Genomic DNA, 20,141 nt, shown 5'->3' with positions numbered 1-20,141 from the left:
GGAGAGTATTACTATGCAGTACACCTTATTGGCGCTGGCTATCAGTCATGCCATCGCCTTACCGCTGTTGGCAGAAACCGCAACTCCGGAGCTGGATACCGTATCGGTAACCGCGCAGGCGGTACAAACGCAGGCCAATAGTAAGCAAGCGCAACAGCTTAATGCCACTGAGTTGCAACAGCAACAGGCACAAAATATTGCTGATGTGGTGCGCTTTGTACCTGGCGTCACCACCACTGATATGGGCCGTTTTGGCAGTAACGGCTTTAATATCCGTGGCCTGGATGGCGACCGGGTTGCCATTACCGTCGACGGTTTATCGCTGGGGGAAACTCTGGACCCGCCTACCTTTGTCGCCTATGAGTTTTTCCGCTCTGCCCGCGGCGGCGTGGATATTGATGCGTTAAAGCAGGTAGAAATTATCAAAGGTGCTGATGCTATTGCTGCCGGTAGCGGTGCTTTGGCCGGTGCCGTATTGTTCGTCACCAAAGATCCGGCTGACTATCTTGCACCACAGGGCGACGACAACCATCTGGGGTTAAAAGCCGGCTTCAGCGGTTTAAATGATGAAACCTCGTTCAGTACGACAGTGGCGAACCGCAGCGGCAAGCTGGAATCTTTACTGGTGTATACGCGCCGTGATGGCAGTGAAAACAACACCGCCCGCTCCGGCGAAAATATCAGTGGCGCCGGCCGCACTATCGCAGATCCGCTGGATTACCGCAGCAACAATGTGCTGGCCAAACTGCAGTACCAGCTTAGTGACAGCCAACGGCTGGGCTGGATTGGTGAATACTTTAACCAAAGCAGTGAGTTGGACAATCAGTCGCGGTTAGACAACGTATACCTGTCACGCCATGGCGATGATGAAATTGAGCGCAAGCGCTTTGGCCTGCAGTATGAGTGGCTGGCCGCGAAAGCTTTTGCTGACAGCGTAAATGCCACCCTGGATTACCAGTCCAATTACACTAATGGTGTTACCACCATGCTGACCACCGGCTGCAGCGGCGCAACCAATGGCGAAGTATCGCCTTGCCTGCGCAGTGAAGACCGTGACTTTAAGCAACAGCAATTAAAACTGGCTGTAGCGCTGGATAAAGAACTGTTTGGTGACAGCGTGCAGCAGCAATGGCTGTATGGCGGCTCAGTTGAGCAGCGCAGTGTGGAATACTCTGCGATAGACCGGCGTTATATCGGCCAAACCGGCGAGCTGGCCAGCCCACCGGTGATCGACCCGGACCAGGTGCCACAAACTGACGTAACGGCAATAAGCTTGTATGCCCGCGACGTTATTAAGCTGGCCCCGCGCTGGACATTAAGCCTGGGCGGACGTTTTGACTCATTAAAATACCGCCCGCAGTTAGATGAACAGTTCAGCGACAATACGCAAACTGTTGCCGATGTTGATTTTTCGTCCTTTACCTGGCAAAGCAATCTGACTTATCAGCTGGCCACTACGCAGCAGCTGTGGTTACAAGCCGGCCGTGGTTTTCGGGCGCCGACAGTGGCAGAAATGTATGCGCCGACATCTCTGGTCAGCCGTACAGAAAAAGCCTCAGGTTTATTGGTAGAAGGCTTACTGGGTAGCATAGCCAACCCCGATTTAAAAGCCGAGCGCAGCCTGAATCTGGAAGCAGGCTATCGCTACCAAACCGACAGCTTGTTGCTAGCAGTGTCGGTATTCAACGATCAGTACAGCGACATGATAGATACTGTGGTGCTGCTGCAAAACCCGGACACAGTATACGAGAGCTGCTTTCGCGGCGTTTGTACGGAATCTCAGGGTAATCAATATACCACTATGGCCAATACCGGCGAAGCCGACGTAAAGGGGATAGAACTGGAAGCCGGTTGGCGCATCAGCCGTGCTGTCAGCTCGCGTTTGGCGGTATCATATAACGAAGGTGAAACCGCCGCTGGCGAGCCGCTGCGTAGTGTTAACCCGGCCTCTGCCGTATTGGGCCTGCGTTATGATGGCGCCAATTGGGACTTGACGGCGAATGTTAGCCATAGTGCGGCGAAAAAAGCCAAAGATGCTTATAACGCCGATGGCAGTGATGCGGCAACCTATCCGTATCTGACCGACAGTTACACTGTAGTGGACTTAATGGCCAACTATGATATCAGCCCGCAGTGGCGCTTAAGTGCCGGCATCTACAACCTGTTTGACGAAGAATACTATCAATGGCAACGCGTGCGTTTCGTCACCAACTGGGTAGGCAGCGGGGTGCGTGGCGGTGTACTGCCCGGCGGTGAAGGTTTGCAACGTTACAGCGAACCCGGCCGCTACGCCAAACTGGCTATCAGCTACAGCTTTTAATGTTCTCTCCCGCCGCTATGCAACCGCTGGCGCACAGCCTTCCCCCTGCTGTTAAAGCAGGGGGCTTTTTGCTTACGCTGGGCAGTGTTTTAACAGCACATTTATTACCGTTGCTGTGGTATCTGACGGCAGGCAACAGCAGTGTTGTAACCCTAACGCCGCCGCTGTTAACCGGGGTGTTTGTACAGCAGCCGGCGTCAAAAGCCGCAGTCGCGGCAGCGCAGTCGCCAGCTAAGCCAGCGCCATCACAGCCAACGCCAGCAGAGCCGGAACCAGACCGGCCGCCGCCAACGCCAACTGCGGTTAAACCAGTCAGCGTTAAGTCAGCTGAGCCTGATAGTGCGGTAACCAAAACGATTTTGCCGGCAGAGCCAACCACACGCCAGCATGAGCGTGTTATTCAAGCTGAACCGGCACCTCAACCGCCCGGCGCTGCAGCCCCGGGCGCCGCAGCAAAAGACAGTGCCGCTGCCAGCGCCGTGCCGGTATCGGCACCGGTGTTAAATGCCACGGCGCACTATAACGCACCACCGCACTATCCGCGCTTATCACGCAAATTACGTGAGCAGGGTACGGTTGTGCTGCAGCTTACTGTGCTGGCCAGCGGCAAGGTGGCCGACGTAACCGTGCAGCAAAGCAGCGGTTACGCCAGATTAGACCAGGCGGCGTTGTTGGCGGTGCAGCACTGGCGTTATCAACCGGCACAGCGTGGCGGCGAAGCAATAGATCACCGCTACCGCCAGCGGGTGGAATTTTCCTTAACCGAAGGAGTTAACTAATGACGCAACTTACAAATAACCCCTATGGCCTGGCGGCGCTGTGGGCGCAGGGCGATTGGGTAATTAAAGGTGTGGCAATCTTGCTGCTGTTAATGTCAGTGGCCAGCTGGAGCGTGATTATCTGGCGTAGCCTGATGCTGTGGCGCCTGCGCCCGGCCAATACTGCCTCACGCGATTTCTGGCATGCGCAAAGTTTTGCCGAAGGCCTGCAGTTATTGCAACCCGGCAACAGTACCAGCCCGTATCGTATGTTGGCGGAAGAAGGTCAGGCGGCAGTAGATCACCACCGGCTGCATAAAGCCGATTTACACGGCCAGCTTAGTTTAAACGACTGGTTAAGCGCTTGTTTGCGTAACGCCATTGACGACAATGTGCAGCAGCTGCAGCGTGGCCTGCCGGTGTTGGCGTCGGTGGGCTCAACCGCGCCCTTTATCGGTTTGTTTGGCACTGTGTGGGGTATTTATCATGCCCTGGTTAGCATAGGCGTATCCGGCCAGGCCGGTATTGATAAGGTAGCAGGCCCGGTAGGTGAAGCACTGATTATGACGGCAGTAGGCCTGGCGGTAGCGATACCGGCCGTGCTGGGTTATAACGCGTTGCAGCGGGCCAATAAAGGCGTAATTACGCGGCTTAACCGTTTTGCCCATCAGTTACATGCGTACTTTCTAACCGGTGCAGCGCCTAAAGCCAATGTCAGCGTGTTAAACGCTAAGCAGGAGAGTGCGTAAATGGCTTTTTCTGCTGATTCGCAGGATGATGAAATCATCAGTGAGATTAATATGACGCCGCTGGTGGATGTAATGCTGGTATTGTTGATTATTTTTATGATCACTATGCCGGTATTAACCCAATCAGTGCTGGTGGAGTTGCCGCAAGCCAGAGCAGAGCCCACTACGATACAGCCCGACAGCATCGCCATCAGCGTATTGCGCGATGGCACAGTGCAGTGGAACAGCGAAGCGGTAACGGCAGCACAACTGCAACAAAAGCTGATACAAGTAGCAGAGTTACCACAACAACTACCGTTGCAGCTGATGGCCGATAAAGCGGTGGAGTACCGGCATGTACTTAATGTTATGGCGCTGGCGCAGCAGTTGGGTATTACGCAATTGGGGTTTGTCACTGAGCCGATACATTAATGCTTACTGTCGCAGTTGCCGCGTCAGCGCTGGTAACAGCGACTGCCAATTGTGGTTAAGGATATGGCAGACATCAAAATCAGCCACCTGCAGCATGGCAATACCGGCCAATTCAGGCTGCTGTGTTAAAAACCGCTCTGCGGTGCGGCCGTCTTCCAGCACTATTTCTACCCGGCCTTGCAACATCAGGCCAAAAGCTTGTTCGTCACTGTTAACCAGTACCCTTACTCCGGCAAATTCCTGCTGCTCTGCCATCTTAAAACCACGAATATGGCTTATCAGCAAATCGCTGCGCTGTCGCCAGTTAACCAGCTTATCTGCCGACAGGCTGTAAGCATTCAGCCGTAAGGTATCCAAAGGGACCGGCACCACAAGCAGCTCCGGGTGTGTTTCATCCAGCTGGCAAATGCGGAATAAATCGGCATCAATCAACCCGTCTTTTAGCAGCCGGAAGCGCCGTTGCGACGGCAGGGCAATAAACTGCGGCTGATAACCCAGGGCGGTATAAACCGCAGTTAGCTGCAGTTGCAGCTTTTGCCGCAACGCGGAGTCACCCAGCGGCATACCAATACGCACCGGTTGCGCCAAAGCACAACTACAGGCCAGTAATAGCAAAGCAAGCACAGATGGTTTCACACAGATGCCCGGGATAAGCAGGTAAATACAGTATAGCCAGGCTGGCAATTTGCCAAGCCGGAGGCTGCATAACAACATCGTCTCGGGCAGCAAGCTCCTGTTCAAGGCCTTCTGTGGAATCGACAGAAAGCTGGCTTTCGCTTTCAGACTTATATTTGTTCCAATTAATTATCAAAATGTTTAATATTCGGCTCAATTAAATGTCTCTATGTGATCGAAAAAAGGAATTTATGTCTGCACTTAGCTTAAACGCATCCGAAAAACAGGATATCCAACACTTTGTTGAATCTTTGCAGAAAGTTGAACAAACAGAGAAAGATCGTTTCCTTGCGAATTTTGCCGGTAGTAACGAAGCAGCCTGGCGTAGGTTTATTAAAGGTGGGTACAACCATCCCATTACATGGTGGATTGGAATATTTCAGCTACAGATGCAAATGGGAATGTGGGGGCACGGACACAAAGGTGCTGCAAGCATCAGAGCTAATGAACTCTGGAAAATTACTCAGCCATTGCGTGATGAAATTACCGGTAAAGTAACGGGTGGTAAAACGCCGATACTTTCAGACATTGTTCGTTATAATTTTAAATACCGTAAAGCCGATATTGCCGGTCGTCTTTTGGGCGGAAAATTTACCAACTATGCCAGTACGGGTGGAAAGTTAGGCAATAAAAATCTGCCGGGCAGTGCCAAAGTTGCTGTGGCAATTACTAATTTTGGCATAGCGTCTTACGGAGCAGGTATAAAGGCTATCGCTGAGGGGCACAAATCGCTCGATGCAGTTATTCAATCAGTTTTAACCGGTAGACCCGATGGTTTGCCACCGGGATATAACAAGTTGGCGGATAATTCTGTAACACCCCAAGAGCTGGAACTGGTGCACGGCTTAGAGTTGGGGATGTCAGAAATAATGACCCTGTCACAAGTTGAGCCTGCGCCACTACCAATTAAAGAGTTTTGTGCTAAGCCAGAAAATATAAATTTAAAGGGCATCTGTAAATGAGTGGAACCTCTCGCTTTGTAATGGGGGTGCGTCGTTTTCTGGCGGACCTGTCTTTTGAGATTTTTCTGTATGCCGGCTTAATTTCTGCTGCGGTGATCTGGTGGCAGACCGGATCTTTGTATGCTGCTATTGCCGGCTTTGTTGTGGTAACTGCAGTGCTTGGCACGGTTTCATACCACTTGATTGGTGCAAAGCAAGCGGATGGCCATACACGCTCCTGGCTGCCGCTGTTTGGAGTGGTTGGTGTTATTGCCGTCGGCACCTTGTTGGCTTATCTGTGGCAGCATTTCGCCTAATCCAATAGCAACAACAAGCGCGGAACTAATGGCCGGCAGGGGCTTTCAGCAGGCCGGATGCTAACATCCGGAACGCCTCAACGGCCTTGGCTGTAACCTCTGCCGGCGTGGCACTGGCAGCAATCCATAGCGCGGCATTCAGTGCCGCACCACTGAGCAGCCTGGCAGCGGCTTCGGCATCCACCGTTTTTAATACACCTTGTGCCATCAGCTGCTCCAGCTTCTGTCTGGTGGCCTGCAGGCAACTACTTTGGCTGGGCCATTGTGACGGGTCACCCAGTACTGCCGGGCCATCCAGTAATACAATGCGCTGCACTTCGGGCTCCAGTGCCATGCGGATATAGGCAGCGCCTTCGGCCAGTAGCGCTTGCCAGTCGTCTTTTTCCTGCGCGCCAATCTGTTGGGCGCGCTGTGCCATATCAGAATCTATTTGATCGACCACCGCAGCCAGCAACCCGCGTTTGTCGCCGAAATTGTGGTACAGCGCACCCCTGGTTAAACCTGCTTCTGCCGTTAGCTCATCCATAGATGCGGCGGCGTAGCCTTTTTCGGCAAAGGCTTTTCTCGCCGCGGAGATTAGCTTGGCACGGTTATCCGCCATTGTTACAGCGCGTCGGTTCAATGGTTTATCCTCAATGTCACATACGGTTCGTATATTAATTTGACATACGTCGCGTATAATTGTAATTTATATACGCGGCGTATATGTGTTTTTCTCTGTGTATCGTATACCAGAAACAACAGCCGCTTGTGAAGAGCCGCAGTGCATTGTTGTAGCTGTCTGGCGTAATTATCTAACCTGAGGTGAAAACTATGTCCAAGCGCGAAGCTATTTTCCCGGCCAACCGGCATGCACTGTATGAAGAGCACGGCTACTCTGCAGCTATCCGCTCCGGTGATCTGCTGTTTGTTTCCGGTCAGGTTGGCAGCCGTGCAGATGGCAGCCCGGAACCGGATTTTACCCGCCAGGTTGAGCTGGCATTTGACAACCTGCAGGCTACATTGGCAGCTGCCGGTTGTACATTGGATGACATTGTGGATGTCACGACCTTTCACACCGACCCGCAAAACCAGTTTGATACCATTATGCAGCTAAAACAAAAAGTGTTTCCTGCTCAGCCTTATCCAAACTGGACTGCGGTTGGTGTTACCTGGTTGGCGGGGTTTGATTTTGAAATCAAGGTTATTGCGCGTATTCCGTAGCGGCATACCGTAGCACCACCGGCTCAGCGCTGAAATGAAAAGCCCCTGCAGTGCAGGGGCTTTTGTGATACAAAACTGTTTTATTACGCTATCAGTATTTGGCCGCAACACCTTCGGCCGGTAAGGCGCCGAGGATAAACTCGCGCAGGTCGTCGTTGGATTTTTTCAGATCTTCACGGCGCAGGTACATCATGTGACCGCTGCGGTAGCCTTTAAAGCTCAGGCGATGTTTCATTTTACCGCCCGGGTCTAACTGCCACATATTGTATTTGCCGTCGAAGTAGTTGGTGGCGCCATCAAAGTAGCCAGACTGTGTCATTACTTTAAGATAGGGGTTTTGTGCCATTGCCTGGCGCAGGTTTTCGCCGGTGCTGTCGTCACTTCTGTCCCACGGATGTACCGGGCCAAACATATTGTATTTAATGTCGGTTTTGTAATTCAGCTCGTTACGCAGGTAGTAGTTAATGGCCGGGGTAAACGAGTGCAGCCAGGATGTCAGCTCAGCGTTATAATCCGGCTTGTCACCGGCATCACGTTTATCAATGCCTAAGTAGCGTGAGTCCAGCCGGCCAACCGTTTGGCCGCGGTCACGCAGCAGTTCTTTCCAAAAATAGTTGGTGGGGATATCCAGGTTATTTTGCAGCACGGCCTCAACTGACAGGCCGGCATAAGTGGCCACCTGTTGCGCTACGCGCTGTTTTTCTTCCGCACTTATCGCATTGCCTTTGGCCAGCGCCGGCAAGTACTGATTTAAGGTGAACTCTTCTACCAGCGGCAGAATGTCATATAAGTCTTGTTGCTGCAGCTCGTTGCTGAGCTTTTTATGATACCAGGCAGTGGCGGCAAAGTATGGCAGACGGTTAGCGGCTTTTACCGGGCCGGCGCGTTCTATGCCTAAGTCGGTAGGTGATACCAGCACCACGCCGTTTAAGTACATCCACTGTTGGTTTTGCAGTGCCAGCGCCAGGCCGGACACCCGGGTGGTGCCGTAGCTTTCACCGATTAAAAACTTCGGTGACTGCCAGCGCTCATTACGGGTTACAAAGGTATTGACCCATTCGGCCAGGTATTTCACATCGGCATTTACACCAAAGAACATTTTTTGTTGCTGCTCTTTTGACGGCATTTTACCGTCTTTGCCCGGCAACACGCGCGAGTAGCCGGTATTTACCGGGTTAACAAACACAATGTCGGCCACGTCGAGCACGGAATAGGGGTTGGTTTTTACACCGTATGGCTGTACCGGGTAGCCTTCGTCGTCAATTACCAACGATTTTGGCCCGGTGTAGGCGACATGCATCCATACCGAGGCTGAGCCCGGGCCGCCGTTAAAGGAGATCAGCAGCGGGCGTTTGCTACGATCTTTAATATCGCTGCGCTGATAATAGGTATAAAACAGCGTGGCAGCAGGCATACCGTCTTCATCCCACACGGGCTGAGTGCCGGTGGTGGCGGTATAGCTGAAGCGTTTACCGTTAACTTCAGTTTTATGCTCGCTTACCACAGTGCTGTCAATTTCTATCTGCCGCTCGCTGGCCAGCACCACTGTGCTGCACAGCAACAACAGCAGGGCAAAAGGTTTGAATCGTTGCATAGGATCCTCGGATTTTGCTGGTTATTATAATTTCTGCCTGTTCTGTTTAACGTAAAAGCGCCCACAATTCAAAGCACTTGAGACCAGCCGACGAAAAAACGCTGCCATGTACTGTGGCGAAAGCGGGAAGCGAAACAAGTTAATAACGCGAATTGTTATCAGTAGTATGTTGTTGAAATTAAACATAATTTTGCTTATGGAGGCTTTTTGCTCTACACTTGTCAACATATTTTCTGCTTAGATAAACAAGGTTAGCGCAATGAAAGGTAATCCACAGGTGCTGTCAAAACTGAACGAAGTGCTGACAGCCGAATTAACTTCGATTAATCAATATTTTTTGCATGCCCGCATTTATAAGAATCGCGGCTTAAAAGCCCTGAACGACGCCTGCTATAAAAAGTCGATTAAAGATATGAAGCAGGCCGATGAGCTGATTGAGCGCATCTTAATGCTCGAAGGTCTGCCGAATTTACAGGCACTGGGCAAATTACGTATTGGTGAAGACAGCGAAGAAATGCTGCAGTGCGATATGGATTTTCAGCTTGAGCAATTGCCGTTGCTGCGCGCTACCATAGCGTTGTGCGAAGCTGAGCAGGATTATGTCAGCCGCGATATGCTGACCGAAATACTGGAATACGAAGAAGAGCACCTGGACTGGCTGGAAACGCAGCAGCATCAAATTGGTATTATGGGGCTGGCGAATTACCTGCAGGCGCAGCTGGGAGGCGAGTAAATGAAAGGCAACAGCAAGATTATTGACGCACTGAACGTACTGCTGGCCAATGAGCTGGCGGCAATGGATCAGTATTTTATTCACTCTCGCATGTACCACGATTGGGGTTTGCATAAGCTGTTTGAGCGTATCGACCACGAGTTTGATGATGAAAAAGGCCATGCGTCGAAACTGATTGAACGCATTATCTTCTTAGAAGGTGTGCCGGATATGAGCAAGCGTGATGCTATTCACGTTGGCAAAGATGTACCGGCCATGCTGCAAAACGACTTAAATGTGGAATACACGGTGCAAAAGCTGTTAAAGCAAACCATGGCACTGTGTGAGCAAGAGCGGGACTATGTTACCCGCGCTATGCTGCAGCAGTTATTGGATGATACCGAGGTAGACCACGCCCACTGGCTGGAGCAACAGCTTAACCTGATTAAACTGCTGGGCCTGCCCAACTATCTGCAATCGCAGATGTAACTGCTACCTGCAATCGCAAATCTAATTACTGTGGTTAATGGCATGCAAAACAATGTTTTAGTTTTGCATGCAGTGCCGCCAGCTCTGCCTGGCCCTCTGGTTGACAGCGGTACAGTCTGGTAAGGGCTATCAGCGGCATATACAGCATATCCAAACAAAGGTGTTTTTGTTCGTCGCTATGGCTGGCATCTACCGCCGCGTCGGCCAGAGTAAACAGGGCATAACGCAAACACCACTCCTGCAACAGGCTGTTACGTTGCAATGCCAACTGCGTGGCCAGCCGGCAACAGCAGCCGCAATAATCAGACACCAGCCGGTAGTAGTCGCCTGGTTGCACATCACTTTGCTTTAACAGCCGGCTCAGACGGCTGAAATCCTGCCACAGCGCGGTATCGATCAGCATAAAGTTCACCTCCGGTTTCAATGTTCAGCAGTTAATGCAAGGCGCGTGATGCTGGCAGCGTATGTGCCAATACAGCGCAAGGCGCCGTCGGCGCAGCCAACTGACTAAAGCGGTACAGCTCGCGGCGCAGGTTGCAGCTTTCCCGCAGCAGGGCGATATTGGCCGGATGCGCCGGCGGTATTTGTTGCTGCAGCTGTATTACCTGGTGTAAGGCGCGGTTTAAGGTGCTGAGGCAGCGGCGCCAGCGCTGTTGCCTGGCATAAGTTTCTGCCAGATTTTGCACGCTGATTGATAAACAGATAATCAGCAAGGCGGTGCCGTCCTGGTTAGGCGCTAAGGCCGGGACGGCCAGCAAGGCTTCATGTTGTGGCCAGCTTTGTGCCAACAACAGTGTGGCTTGTTGATACAAGTCGGCGGCCAGGGCGTAATGGTCATGGGCAAAGGCGCTGTTTGCCTGGCGGATAATGTGTTTCCAGTGTTCTATTGCATCCATATCACTCACCTTGTCGGAAGTTCGGTTAAAAATATGGCTTGTTTTTCGCTTAAATGCAAATGATAATGGTTATCATTAAATAAATTGGAGTGCAGCATGCCATTTACTTTGCCGGATTTACCCTATGCCTATACGGCGCTGGAACCGCACCTTGATGCGTTAACCATGCAAATTCACCACAGCCGGCATCATCAAGCTTATGTCAACGGCTTAAATGCAGCGCTGCAAGGCAGCACCTATACTGACTGGTCTTTGCCGCGTTTGCTGCGCGAAATACACAGCCTGCCGCAAGCGTTACAGCAAGCAGTACGTAACCATGGGGGTGGCCACGCTAACCATAGTCTGTTTTGGCAGGTGATGGCACCGGACGGCGGCGGCGAGCCGGCCGGGCAATTGGCGCAGGCAATACAACAGCGCTTTGGCAGCTTCGCTGAGTTTAAACAGCAGTTTATTCAGGCGGCACTAAGCCGGTTCGGCAGCGGCTGGGCCTGGCTGGTAACAGACCCGCAAGGACAGTTAGCGGTGAGTAGCAGTGCGAATCAGGACAGCCCTCTGATGGACGGCTTAACACCGATACTGGGATTGGATGTGTGGGAGCATGCGTATTATTTACAGTACCAGAACAAGCGGCCGGACTATGTCGCGGCCTTTTTCAACGTAATTAACTGGCCACAGGTAGCACAGTGGTATTCGGAGCAGGCATGAAGTTATCGTTGTTGCAGTCGCCCTGGCGCAGTGGCCGCAAGCTGTCGGGGGCGGCTATAGTGTTGTTGGGGACCGGCTATGGCTTGCAACAACTGGTAATGTTGATGCAGCAGCAAGCCAATGTGCGCTATGCCTTTTATGCCGGTATGGTGGCGGCCACAGCAACGGCTGCCGGTGCTGTGCCGGCCTTGTTTATGCGCCGGTTATCACAAAAGCTGCTGGATCTGATGCTGGGCTTTGGTGCCGGGGTAATGCTGGCAGCTTGTATGTTTTCGCTGATCGTACCGGCGCTGGCTTTGTTAACTGACAGCGGCGCTTCGCCATGGCGCAGCTCCGGCAGTGTGGCGTTAGCTATTCTACTTGGCGGTGCCTTTATGCTACTGCTGGAACGGCTGGTGCCGCATCAGCATTTTATTAAAGACGAAGATAGGCTGCGCGGCCAAACCTTGCGCCGCAGCTGGTTATTTGTCTTTGCCATAGCGCTGCATAATATTCCCGAAGGCCTGGCCATCGGCGCTTCTTTTGCCGGCGGTGACACTGCCGCTGCTACGGCTCTGGCTACCGGCATAGCTGTGCAGGACATTCCCGAGGGCCTGGTAGTAGCCATGGCCTTGTTGGCGGTGGGGTATAGCCGCGCACTGGCAGTGGGTATAGCGGTGTTGTCTGGTTTAACCGAGCCGGTAATGGCGATTATTGGTGCGGCGGTGCTGGGCGAGTCCAGCTTGTTGCTGCCCTGGGGCCTGGCATTGGCCGCCGGTGCTATGTTGTTTGTCATAAGCCATGAAATGATCCCGGAGTCACATCGCCAGGGCCACGAACTGGCTGCTACTAATGGTTTAATGTTGGGCTTTGTTTTGATGATGTTATTGGATACAGCCCTGACGTGACGAATATAAGACATTGCTATCATTCACAGCTTTTATGTAATTAATTCACGTTGAATAAATAAAACTCTTGCTTATTTTATTGTTTAACCAGAGTATTTCGCGTTGAATTTTACATTATTTACATAAGTTGATGGAGTTAGCATGGAAGTTAAGTACAAGATGTTACAAGTGGCGGCGGTATTATCAGCGGCCTGTGGTATGGCAGCTTGCGGTGGTGGCAGTAGCTCTGAGACGGCACCGGTAAGTTTTACTGTAACGGCCACAGCGGGTGCCGGCGGTACTATTTCGCCCGGCGATCGTGCTGTTACTGCCGGTCAAAGTACCAGCTTTACGGTTAACGCTAATGATGGTTATGCTATAGCGTCAGTGACCGGCTGCGGCGGAACATTAAATGGCGCTACTTTTACTACCGCGTCAATCAGCGCTGCTTGTACGGTAACTGCCGGCTTTGAACTGCTGCCTGTGGCAACGTCGTTGTTGAATGGCAAGGTTATTGATGGCTATGTTAGCGGTGCCACGGTATGGCTGGATATTAACGGTAATGGCTTACAGGATGAAGATGAGCCTTCTACAGTATCAATTGCGGCTGGTGACTATGCATTGGAATTAACCGAAGAGCAGCGCGCCTGCGTACCTTATGCCACCTTGTATGTTGATGTACCGGTAGGTGCGATAGATGAAGACAGCGGTGAAGTAACAGCAGCGTATCAAATGGCGCGGCCGGCGCAGTTTCAGCCGTTAGATGAAGCGGCATTGTTGCATATCTCGCCGTTAACGTCGGTGTTATGGCAGCAGGTGCAAGGGCAGTTATCCAACAGCGGTCAGCAGCATTTGTCGTGCGCTGCTCTGAAAGATAACGTTGAACTGGGTGTGCAAATCAGTAATGAGATTAAAGACATCATCCTGACTACGGTAGGTAAGTATAATATCGCCGCAGATAAAATCTTTGCAGACTTTATTGCCGCTGACGATGAGGCAAGTTACCAGTTGGCACAAAGCATCGTTAAAGGCTTAAAAGCCAGTTATGCCTACAAGCAGCAATTGAAGCAACAGCACCCTACCGCAAACTATATCCGCAGCCAGTTTTATCAGGGCAGCGACATAGATAACAATAATGCCTACCCACAGGCGTGGTATCGCGACACTATGTTGTCATTTGATACAGGCTACAGTACCGAGCTGGTAAAGATGAATAACGAGCTTACGGAAGTGGTGCGGGAAATTTACCTGCGTGAAAATACTAAAACCACCTGGGGTGACGGTGTACTGAGCCAAACCAAAGATATATACAGCTACGGTGGTGATGATGCGGAATATAGCTGCACTAACAGCGAAGCCGTATCAGTAATAGTAAATGGCATCAGCTATGGCCTGTCAAACGATGGCAGTTCGGCTACTGCTGCCTCTGTGGCACAATGTGTAAATACTAGCTTTAGTAATGGCCCTTACAAATATTACAGCGTCGATTATGCTGAAAACGCGGTTGGTTATCACACCAGATTTGTTATCGCGGCAGATACAGCTGAGTATCAAACCTTTGTGCAATGGTATGACCTGCAGGCTAAAGCTGCTACATTAAATCTGGCAGATTTAACTACGCACCTGAACAATAGCGGTTATGAGTTCGACGATACGGTATTGCTTGATGTTAGTAGCTGGCATAAAAGATCTACCGACGATCGCACAACTAACCGTGTCCAGGTGGATAAATATTCCGATCAGCCGTGGGAAAAATTGGTTTATCAGGCCGATGGCACCTACAGCAAAACCTGCAGTACTGATAACGGCCAGTCTTGGGTAGCCTGCAACTAGTTTCAGCATAATTTTACTCAGTAACTAAGGCAGTCTGACTAATCCTCAGACTGCCGACACATTTTATTACAATCCCGTTTCAGCCTTTGCTGGTAGCCTGTCGGCCAATTCATTACATTAAAGCAAACAGACACTCACCTTTTGTTTATACACAGGTATTAAGATGAAAAAACTATTCGTGATCAGCGCAGTAGCGCTGGCCGTGTTGACCGGTTGTGCCGGTGAACGTAGCTTATCTGCCGATGCACAAGCGGCGCAGCAACAGCTGCAGGGCCAGGTGTTGGTAAGCCCGAATGACAACCGCGCTTATAAAACGCTGCTGCTGCCGAATAAACTGGAAGTGCTGCTGGTGTCTGATCCCACGGCAGAGAAATCTGCTGCGGCCTTAAGTGTTGGTGTGGGCTTATTGCAAGACCCGATGAGCCAGCAGGGTATGGCGCATTATTTAGAACACATGCTGTTTCTGGGCACCGAACGTTACCCGGATACCAAGGGCTATAGCGAGTTTATGACCGCCAATGGCGGTGCGCAAAATGCCTACACCTGGCTTGATATTACCAACTATATGTTCAAAGTGAACAATGCCGCCTATGACGAAGCGCTGGACCGTTTTTCCGATTTTTTCAAAGCGCCCAAGTTATATCCGGAATATACCGATAAAGAAAAAAATGCGGTAAATGCAGAGTGGTCAATGCGCCGTGAGATGGACTTTTTCGGCCAATACAATTTATCGCGCGGTATGATGGGCAGCCATCCGGCGAACCGTTTTTTAATTGGCAACCTGGAAACCCTTGGCGATAAAGACGACAGCAAGTTGCACCCGGAAACCGTGGCGTTCTACCAAAAATACTATTCGGCCAATATTATGAAAGTGGCGCTGCTGAGTAATTTGCCGTTGCAGGATATGGAGCAACTGGCAGCGAAGCATTTCAGCAGCATTGAAAATAAAAACATTGCGAAGCCGGCCGTTACGGCGCAGTTAGACTTTAGCCAATTGGGCGCCAAGCGCATTCACTATGTACCGAACCAGGATGTTAAACAGCTGCGGTTGGACTTTACCATCAGCAATAACAGCGACCGCTTCGCGGTTAAACCAAACGAATTTATCAGCTACCTGCTGGGTTCAGAGATGCCCGGTACCCCGGCAGAGCAGTTAAAAGCCATGGGATTGATTTCTAAACTTAACGCCAGTGCCACGCCGGACTTATACGGCAACTACGGCTCGTTAAGTATTGATGTTGAGCTAACCGATGCCGGTATGCAAGCACGTGAAGGCATAGTAGCCACCATTATGCAGTACATCGAACTGGTGAAACGCCGGGGCGTGGACAGCAAATACTTCAGCGAAATTCAAACCAGCCTGAACAACCAATTCCGCTTTTTAGAAAAAGGCGATGAGTTTGGTTATGTGTCCAACCTGGCCGATGCAATGCAAAAGGTGCCGGCGCGCAATGCTGTTAATGCGCCGTTTTACTACCAGCGTTTTGACGCTGATGCGATCCGTGATGTGCTGGCGCAGTTAACGCCGCAGCGTTTACGGGTGTGGTATATCAGCAAGCAGGAGCCGCATAACAGCAGCCTGCATTTTTATGATGGCAAATACAAAATTGCCGATATCAGCGCGGAAGAGCAGCAAAGCTGGCAACAAAGCCCGCAGCTGGCGCTGAATTTACCGGCGGTAAACCGCTTACTGCCGGAAAACTTTGCCGTTAAAGCGCCACAGGCTCAGCAAAAGCCGGAATTAGTGCTGCAGCAAGATGGTATCAGTGCCTGGTTGTACCCCAGCCAACAGTTTGCCGATCAGCCGCGTGGTGTGTTGGAAATTTTCTTTAACACTAAGGCGCCGCTGCAAGACATTAAAGCCAAAGTATTGCTGGCACTGTGGCACGACTTATACAACCTGCAGCAAAGTGCCCTGGCCACTGAGGCCGATATTGCCGGTATGCAGTTACGCCTGACAGCCGGCAGTGGTATGGCGCTGACGGTGGCCGGTTTTACTGACAAACAACCACAGCTATTACAACAGGCGCTGGCCGGTTTAACGCTGAACAGCGACGCGCAAAGCTTTGCTCAGGCCAAAGATCGCTATGTGCGTGGTTTGCAAAACCAGGCTAAACAGTTCCCGTTTTATCAGGCGTTTAATGCTTACAACAGCCTGGTTCGTAACGGTAATTATGAAACAGAGCAATTAATAGCAACCGCAAATGCGTTAGCTGCAGATGAGCTGCAGGCCTTTATTGCCACTACACTGGCGCAAAACCAACTGCGTATTTTTGCCTTTGGTAACTACGACAAAGCGGCGGTAGAGCAAGTAGTAACCACGGTAAAACAAGCCTTACCGGCACAGCGCACTGAGCTGCCATACAGCCGCACCGCCTATTGGCAACCGGCTGTGGGCGAGACTCTGGTACTGCAAAAAGATATCGATGTGGCCGACGTTGCCCTGGTGGATGTGCATGTGCATCCCGAGCCATCTTATGCCCAGCTGGCACGTGCGACGGTGCTGAAAAGCCACTTCAGCAATGTTGCCTTTGATAAACTGCGCACCGAAGAGCAACTGGCGTACGCCGTAGGCGGTACTGCCATGCAGTTGGAAGATTATGTCGGCTTTGCCATGTATATTCAGACCCCGGTAAAAGGTGTCGCGGCTATTCAGGCCAGATTTGACTTGTTTAAGCAGCAGTATGCCAAAGAGCTGGATGGTTTGAGCGAAGAGGCGTTTGCGCAGTTAAAAGCCAGCAGCCTGGTCACGTTAAAAGAGCCACCAAAGAACCTGCAGGATGAAGTGGGGCCGTTAATTACTGACTGGTACCGCGAGAAATTCAGCTTTGACAGTAAGCAGCAGTTAATCGCTGCAGTAGAGCAGGTAACCCTGGCAGATGTTAAAGCCTTTTACCGCGAAACCATGTTAAACGCCAAAGCACCGCGGGTTTCGGTGCAGATGCGCGGCACTAAATTCCGCGATCAGCCGTTTGCCGATTTACCCGGCCAGAAAAAAGTGACCGACATTGCCGCCTTTCATCAGTTGATGACAAAGCAGTAGCCGGCGCTGATACAGAAAAACGCAGCTTCGGCTGCGTTTTTTATTTATTTGTCTGCAGGGCGTCATGTATTCCGGCAGCAAGATAGTATTGGCAAACAGAAAAATAATTTGAGTAATCACTTTAAACAGCAGTTTAAACCGCTGGCTGCCGCTTTATAACGAATAAGGCAGGTGGTTAAACCAGCTGCGACATTCACATTTATCTCACTATTGGGTAATTAAAACAGGCTGCTGCTTTTTTCAGCGCTTTGCCGCGCCAAAGCAGTAAAACCGTGTATTGCATTCAAATTGAACTGGTCTATCTTGTTGGTGGAGTTGTAACCAGTCACATGGACGAGACGCAAAAATAATAACGATAATCTCAGCAAGAACCCTGTTTCAGCAGAGAAAAGGCGAGGACAACCCAATGAAAAAATCTACCCTGCTGCTATTAGCAGGCCTGCTTAGCGCTTCGGCGCAGGCGGCTGTTGGCGGCTACCCTGTTGTATTAGTACACGGCTTTCAGCCGGATAATTTAGCCAGCCGGCCTACCGGCAGCCAGGTAAGCAACAATGGCGCAGAGTACTGGGCCGAATATTGGCGCGACCGCGCCGATGTGCGCATTGACTGGCCGTCACAAGAGCGGGTGGCCGGTAAAATTGCCAGTGATTATGTTTGGCCAAAGCTGCAGCAAATGGCCCAAAATGGCACCTGCGCCAGCGGCTGTATTTTTGTATCGCACTCTACCGGTGATTTAGTTACCCGCTACATTATTGACAACCAGGCGCTGTGGCTGCAAAACGCCGGTCTGCAACCGCTGAATATTGTCGCCAGCTTCGATTTCGCCGGAGCCGGTGGCGGGGTGGAATTGGCCGATTTAGCGGTAAACGTGGCGGGCGGCTCCGGTCTGATTGATGGCGCGCTGCGTTTAGCCTTGTCATTGTGGCTCGGTGAAATTCCTACCCCCGCAACAGTAGGGGTGTTAAATGATTTACGCGTAAACACCGCCCGCCAGCTAGCCCCGTTTCCGGATAGCCGCGTACCGCGTTTACGCTTTGTGGGCGCCGGGTCAGATTTTTTAGGTGCTACCGGAGCATTTTTACCGGGTGAGGACGACGGTGTAGTGGCCAGCCACTCCAGTTGCGGCGCTTCGGTTGTGGCCAGCTTTAACAGTTGCTCGCGCAGTGTGGCCTTTGATGGCAAATTGGCCTCAGTCAGCGGCCCATCCGGCTTTATGCCGTACCACTACCCGATGCTGATGAGTGAAGGTTACAGTCACAGCAAGGTGATTGCTAACCGCGCTGAGGATGAAATTACCGCCGCCAATAGTGGCGCTGATTACTTAAACGGTGAGCGCTTGCAGTTCAATACCTATGATGAAAACCGTGGCTGGTGGATTTTCAGCTCACGTTATCGCGTGGTGCGTAACTCAAATAACACCAGTATGTCGGCACTGGTGTATCAGGCCGCGAATTAAACATGAACAAGAAGTGGTTGTTAGTACTAAGCCTGTCAGCTTTGCTGGCAGGCTTAGGGTTATTCTGGCCACAACCGGCACCGCCGCAACAACAGCCAAAGCCGGAATTGGCCCGGCCTGATACGGTGGCTAAAGTACCGTCACAGCCTGCCGCTGCTGCGCCACAGCAAATTACCGTAACCGAGAAAGTCCCGCAGCCAATCAGCGAGAGCTTTAAACTGCTGGCCAGCGCCTATGCCGCCGAGTTGGAGTTGCCGGGCTATTCGCGGCCGCTAAGCGCGGATGATGAGCATTTACTTAACCCCAACCGCTATGTCCCACAAAGCGTGCCCCTGCAAGGCGGTGCCAGCGCCACCATAGTGCTGCCGAAATACCGCTTTAGTTACCCCGAAACCGTGCCGGTAACGCTGGAAATAAATGGCTTACAGGTATTTGATGTCAGTGTGCAGCTGGTACAAGAAAGCAGCGCTGATAGTGCAGCAAGTGCAGAGATGCACGGCACGCCACAGCGTTATAGTGCCACGCTGGAGCCGGAAGATAACTGGAACGGCGCTTTTGAAGTACAGGTTAGTTTTAGTGCTAATGGCCGGAATCAGGTACTAAAAACCGGGATTGAATACCATAACCCGGTCGCCACCATAACCGGCGTCGGTGAGGTACGCGGCTTGGGTAGTGATATGCAGATCCCGCTGCAGCTTGAGGTAAAACAAGCTGGCTACTACCGCCTGCGTGCAAATTTATATACCGACAAACGTCAGCCACTGGCACTGTTAACCGCAACTGAAAAACTGGGCAGCGGCAAGCAGGAAATCACCTTACGCGCCTTTAAAACTGTGCTGCGTAATAACAGCGGGCCTTATATTTTAGGCAGCTTTGTATTGGAAAAACGCCCGGCGGTACCGGGTGAGCTCACGCAATACGGCGGCAGTGAAAAAGCCGAATACCCGTTAGACAGTTTTTCGCTTAACCAGCTAAGCGATGAGCCCTGGCAACCCGACGAACAAGAGCTGCAGCGCCTGCAGTTTTTGCAGCAGATGGCTGAACAGCAATAAGCCAGATTAAGGTCAGTGCTTGGCTATAACACCACAGAAAAAGCGCGTATATTCCAAACTATCAAGCTGTTATGAACCCGAACGGAGGCATAAATGAAATCGATTACGACCTGCTCACAAG

20 protein-coding genes are annotated in these 20,141 nt (G+C 51.5%); 15 read left to right on the top strand and 5 right to left on the bottom strand.

The annotated features are described in order from the left end of the window. The first annotated feature begins 13 nt into the window (after window positions 1-13). The 4 genes from ACTZWV_RS14265 (at window position 14) to ACTZWV_RS14250 (ending at window position 4,238) form a co-directional block, all read left to right on the top strand. Window positions 14-2,320 carry a TonB-dependent hemoglobin/transferrin/lactoferrin family receptor gene (locus ACTZWV_RS14265; protein ID WP_444787192.1) on the top strand — a complete coding sequence of 769 codons (2,307 nt, stop codon included), beginning with the start codon at window positions 14-16 and terminating at the stop codon, window positions 2,318-2,320. 68 nt (window positions 2,321-2,388) lie between these two features. After that, entirely contained in the window at window positions 2,389-3,099 is a 711-nt protein-coding gene (locus ACTZWV_RS14260; RefSeq protein WP_444787191.1) for an energy transducer TonB, read from the top strand. Continuing rightward, window positions 3,099-3,827 (top strand): MotA/TolQ/ExbB proton channel family protein, encoded by a 729-nt coding sequence (locus ACTZWV_RS14255; protein WP_444787190.1) that lies wholly within the window; start codon window positions 3,099-3,101, stop codon window positions 3,825-3,827. The genes ACTZWV_RS14260 and ACTZWV_RS14255 overlap by 1 nt, the downstream gene beginning before the upstream one ends. After that, entirely contained in the window at window positions 3,828-4,238 is a 411-nt protein-coding gene (locus ACTZWV_RS14250) for an ExbD/TolR family protein (protein WP_444787189.1), read from the top strand. A 3-nt stretch (window positions 4,239-4,241) separates the two neighbouring features. Here ACTZWV_RS14250 and ACTZWV_RS14245 read toward each other — a convergent pair whose 3' ends face one another. Continuing rightward, the gene (locus ACTZWV_RS14245; RefSeq protein ID WP_444787188.1) at window positions 4,242-4,874 is read right to left on the bottom strand and encodes a hypothetical protein; all 633 of its coding nucleotides are present in this window, start codon (window positions 4,872-4,874) and stop codon (window positions 4,242-4,244) included. Between the two features lie 230 nt (window positions 4,875-5,104). On the opposite strand from ACTZWV_RS14245, the gene ACTZWV_RS14240 reads away from it, so the two are divergent. Together ACTZWV_RS14240 and ACTZWV_RS14235 are read left to right on the top strand one after the other, a co-directional pair. Beyond that, on the top strand, window positions 5,105-5,875 hold the full coding sequence (locus ACTZWV_RS14240) for a hypothetical protein (protein WP_444787187.1): 771 nt from the start codon (window positions 5,105-5,107) through the stop codon (window positions 5,873-5,875). After that, window positions 5,872-6,171, top strand: a complete 300-nt coding sequence (locus ACTZWV_RS14235; protein WP_444787186.1) for a hypothetical protein — start codon at window positions 5,872-5,874, stop codon at window positions 6,169-6,171. The genes ACTZWV_RS14240 and ACTZWV_RS14235 overlap by 4 nt, the downstream gene beginning before the upstream one ends. A gap of 25 nt (window positions 6,172-6,196) precedes the next feature. Here ACTZWV_RS14235 and ACTZWV_RS14230 read toward each other — a convergent pair whose 3' ends face one another. Beyond that, a complete protein-coding gene (locus ACTZWV_RS14230; RefSeq protein ID WP_444787185.1) occupies window positions 6,197-6,793 on the bottom strand; it encodes a TetR/AcrR family transcriptional regulator in 597 nt (198 codons plus the stop codon). 191 nt (window positions 6,794-6,984) lie between these two features. On the opposite strand from ACTZWV_RS14230, the gene ACTZWV_RS14225 reads away from it, so the two are divergent. Next, the gene (locus ACTZWV_RS14225; RefSeq protein ID WP_444787184.1) at window positions 6,985-7,374 is read left to right on the top strand and encodes a RidA family protein; all 390 of its coding nucleotides are present in this window, start codon (window positions 6,985-6,987) and stop codon (window positions 7,372-7,374) included. Between the two features lie 91 nt (window positions 7,375-7,465). Here ACTZWV_RS14225 and ACTZWV_RS14220 read toward each other — a convergent pair whose 3' ends face one another. Continuing rightward, window positions 7,466-8,968, bottom strand: coding sequence for a S10 family peptidase (locus tag ACTZWV_RS14220; protein WP_444787183.1), 1,503 nt, complete (start codon window positions 8,966-8,968; stop codon window positions 7,466-7,468). A 259-nt stretch (window positions 8,969-9,227) separates the two neighbouring features. Between ACTZWV_RS14220 and bfr (ACTZWV_RS14215) the strand changes: the two genes are divergently transcribed. After that, on the top strand, window positions 9,228-9,701 hold the full coding sequence (gene bfr / locus ACTZWV_RS14215; protein ID WP_305556103.1) for a bacterioferritin: 474 nt from the start codon (window positions 9,228-9,230) through the stop codon (window positions 9,699-9,701). Then, on the top strand, window positions 9,702-10,169 hold the full coding sequence (gene bfr, locus ACTZWV_RS14210) for a bacterioferritin (RefSeq protein WP_444787182.1): 468 nt from the start codon (window positions 9,702-9,704) through the stop codon (window positions 10,167-10,169). Between the two features lie 34 nt (window positions 10,170-10,203). Here bfr (ACTZWV_RS14210) and ACTZWV_RS14205 read toward each other — a convergent pair whose 3' ends face one another. Together ACTZWV_RS14205 and ACTZWV_RS14200 are read right to left on the bottom strand one after the other, a co-directional pair. Next, a complete protein-coding gene (locus tag ACTZWV_RS14205) occupies window positions 10,204-10,572 on the bottom strand; it encodes a hypothetical protein (protein ID WP_444787181.1) in 369 nt (122 codons plus the stop codon). A gap of 31 nt (window positions 10,573-10,603) precedes the next feature. Continuing rightward, complete coding sequence (locus ACTZWV_RS14200; RefSeq protein WP_444787180.1) at window positions 10,604-11,065, bottom strand: hypothetical protein; 462 nt, start codon at window positions 11,063-11,065, stop codon at window positions 10,604-10,606. A gap of 96 nt (window positions 11,066-11,161) precedes the next feature. Between ACTZWV_RS14200 and ACTZWV_RS14195 the strand changes: the two genes are divergently transcribed. From ACTZWV_RS14195 to ACTZWV_RS14170, 6 genes are all read left to right on the top strand, one after another. Further along, on the top strand, window positions 11,162-11,770 hold the full coding sequence (locus ACTZWV_RS14195) for a superoxide dismutase (RefSeq protein WP_444787179.1): 609 nt from the start codon (window positions 11,162-11,164) through the stop codon (window positions 11,768-11,770). Further along, entirely contained in the window at window positions 11,767-12,657 is an 891-nt protein-coding gene (locus tag ACTZWV_RS14190; RefSeq protein ID WP_444787178.1) for a ZIP family metal transporter, read from the top strand. Before ACTZWV_RS14195 ends, ACTZWV_RS14190 begins: the two co-directional genes overlap by 4 nt. Before the next feature lie 141 nt (window positions 12,658-12,798). Next, entirely contained in the window at window positions 12,799-14,469 is a 1,671-nt protein-coding gene (locus tag ACTZWV_RS14185) for a hypothetical protein (protein ID WP_444787177.1), read from the top strand. A gap of 163 nt (window positions 14,470-14,632) precedes the next feature. Then, the gene (locus ACTZWV_RS14180; protein WP_444787176.1) at window positions 14,633-17,512 is read left to right on the top strand and encodes an insulinase family protein; all 2,880 of its coding nucleotides are present in this window, start codon (window positions 14,633-14,635) and stop codon (window positions 17,510-17,512) included. Window positions 17,513-17,918: 406 nt separating this feature from the next. Beyond that, on the top strand, window positions 17,919-18,968 hold the full coding sequence (locus ACTZWV_RS14175; RefSeq protein WP_444787175.1) for a hypothetical protein: 1,050 nt from the start codon (window positions 17,919-17,921) through the stop codon (window positions 18,966-18,968). 2 nt (window positions 18,969-18,970) lie between these two features. Further along, the gene (locus ACTZWV_RS14170) at window positions 18,971-20,020 is read left to right on the top strand and encodes a DUF4785 family immunoglobulin-like domain-containing protein (protein ID WP_444787174.1); all 1,050 of its coding nucleotides are present in this window, start codon (window positions 18,971-18,973) and stop codon (window positions 20,018-20,020) included. Window positions 20,021-20,141: the final 121 nt, after the last annotated feature.

Origin of the sequence: Rheinheimera sp. NSM, assembly GCF_052380015.1 — a bacterium.
Taxonomy (GTDB): domain Bacteria; phylum Pseudomonadota; class Gammaproteobacteria; order Enterobacterales; family Alteromonadaceae; genus Alishewanella.
This window is presented reverse-complemented; position numbering and strand designations above follow the sequence as displayed.

Excerpts from the sequence above, each read along its gene's own strand:
- ACTZWV_RS14265 (WP_444787192.1), top strand. The coding sequence starts at position 14 with ATGCAGTACACCTTATTGGCGCTGGCTATCAGTCATGCCATCGCCTTA.
- ACTZWV_RS14255 (WP_444787190.1), top strand. The coding sequence starts at position 3,099 with ATGACGCAACTTACAAATAACCCCTATGGCCTGGCGGCGCTGTGGGCG.
- ACTZWV_RS14250 (WP_444787189.1), top strand. The coding sequence starts at position 3,828 with ATGGCTTTTTCTGCTGATTCGCAGGATGATGAAATCATCAGTGAGATT.
- ACTZWV_RS14240 (WP_444787187.1), top strand. The coding sequence starts at position 5,105 with ATGTCTGCACTTAGCTTAAACGCATCCGAAAAACAGGATATCCAACAC.
- ACTZWV_RS14235 (WP_444787186.1), top strand. The coding sequence starts at position 5,872 with ATGAGTGGAACCTCTCGCTTTGTAATGGGGGTGCGTCGTTTTCTGGCG.
- ACTZWV_RS14225 (WP_444787184.1), top strand. The coding sequence starts at position 6,985 with ATGTCCAAGCGCGAAGCTATTTTCCCGGCCAACCGGCATGCACTGTAT.
- ACTZWV_RS14220 (WP_444787183.1), bottom strand. The coding sequence starts at position 8,968 with ATGCAACGATTCAAACCTTTTGCCCTGCTGTTGTTGCTGTGCAGCACA.
- bfr (WP_305556103.1), top strand. The coding sequence starts at position 9,228 with ATGAAAGGTAATCCACAGGTGCTGTCAAAACTGAACGAAGTGCTGACA.
- bfr (WP_444787182.1), top strand. The coding sequence starts at position 9,702 with ATGAAAGGCAACAGCAAGATTATTGACGCACTGAACGTACTGCTGGCC.
- ACTZWV_RS14205 (WP_444787181.1), bottom strand. The coding sequence starts at position 10,572 with ATGCTGATCGATACCGCGCTGTGGCAGGATTTCAGCCGTCTGAGCCGG.
- ACTZWV_RS14200 (WP_444787180.1), bottom strand. The coding sequence starts at position 11,065 with ATGGATGCAATAGAACACTGGAAACACATTATCCGCCAGGCAAACAGC.
- ACTZWV_RS14195 (WP_444787179.1), top strand. The coding sequence starts at position 11,162 with ATGCCATTTACTTTGCCGGATTTACCCTATGCCTATACGGCGCTGGAA.
- ACTZWV_RS14190 (WP_444787178.1), top strand. The coding sequence starts at position 11,767 with ATGAAGTTATCGTTGTTGCAGTCGCCCTGGCGCAGTGGCCGCAAGCTG.
- ACTZWV_RS14185 (WP_444787177.1), top strand. The coding sequence starts at position 12,799 with ATGGAAGTTAAGTACAAGATGTTACAAGTGGCGGCGGTATTATCAGCG.
- ACTZWV_RS14180 (WP_444787176.1), top strand. The coding sequence starts at position 14,633 with ATGAAAAAACTATTCGTGATCAGCGCAGTAGCGCTGGCCGTGTTGACC.
- ACTZWV_RS14175 (WP_444787175.1), top strand. The coding sequence starts at position 17,919 with ATGAAAAAATCTACCCTGCTGCTATTAGCAGGCCTGCTTAGCGCTTCG.
- ACTZWV_RS14170 (WP_444787174.1), top strand. The coding sequence starts at position 18,971 with ATGAACAAGAAGTGGTTGTTAGTACTAAGCCTGTCAGCTTTGCTGGCA.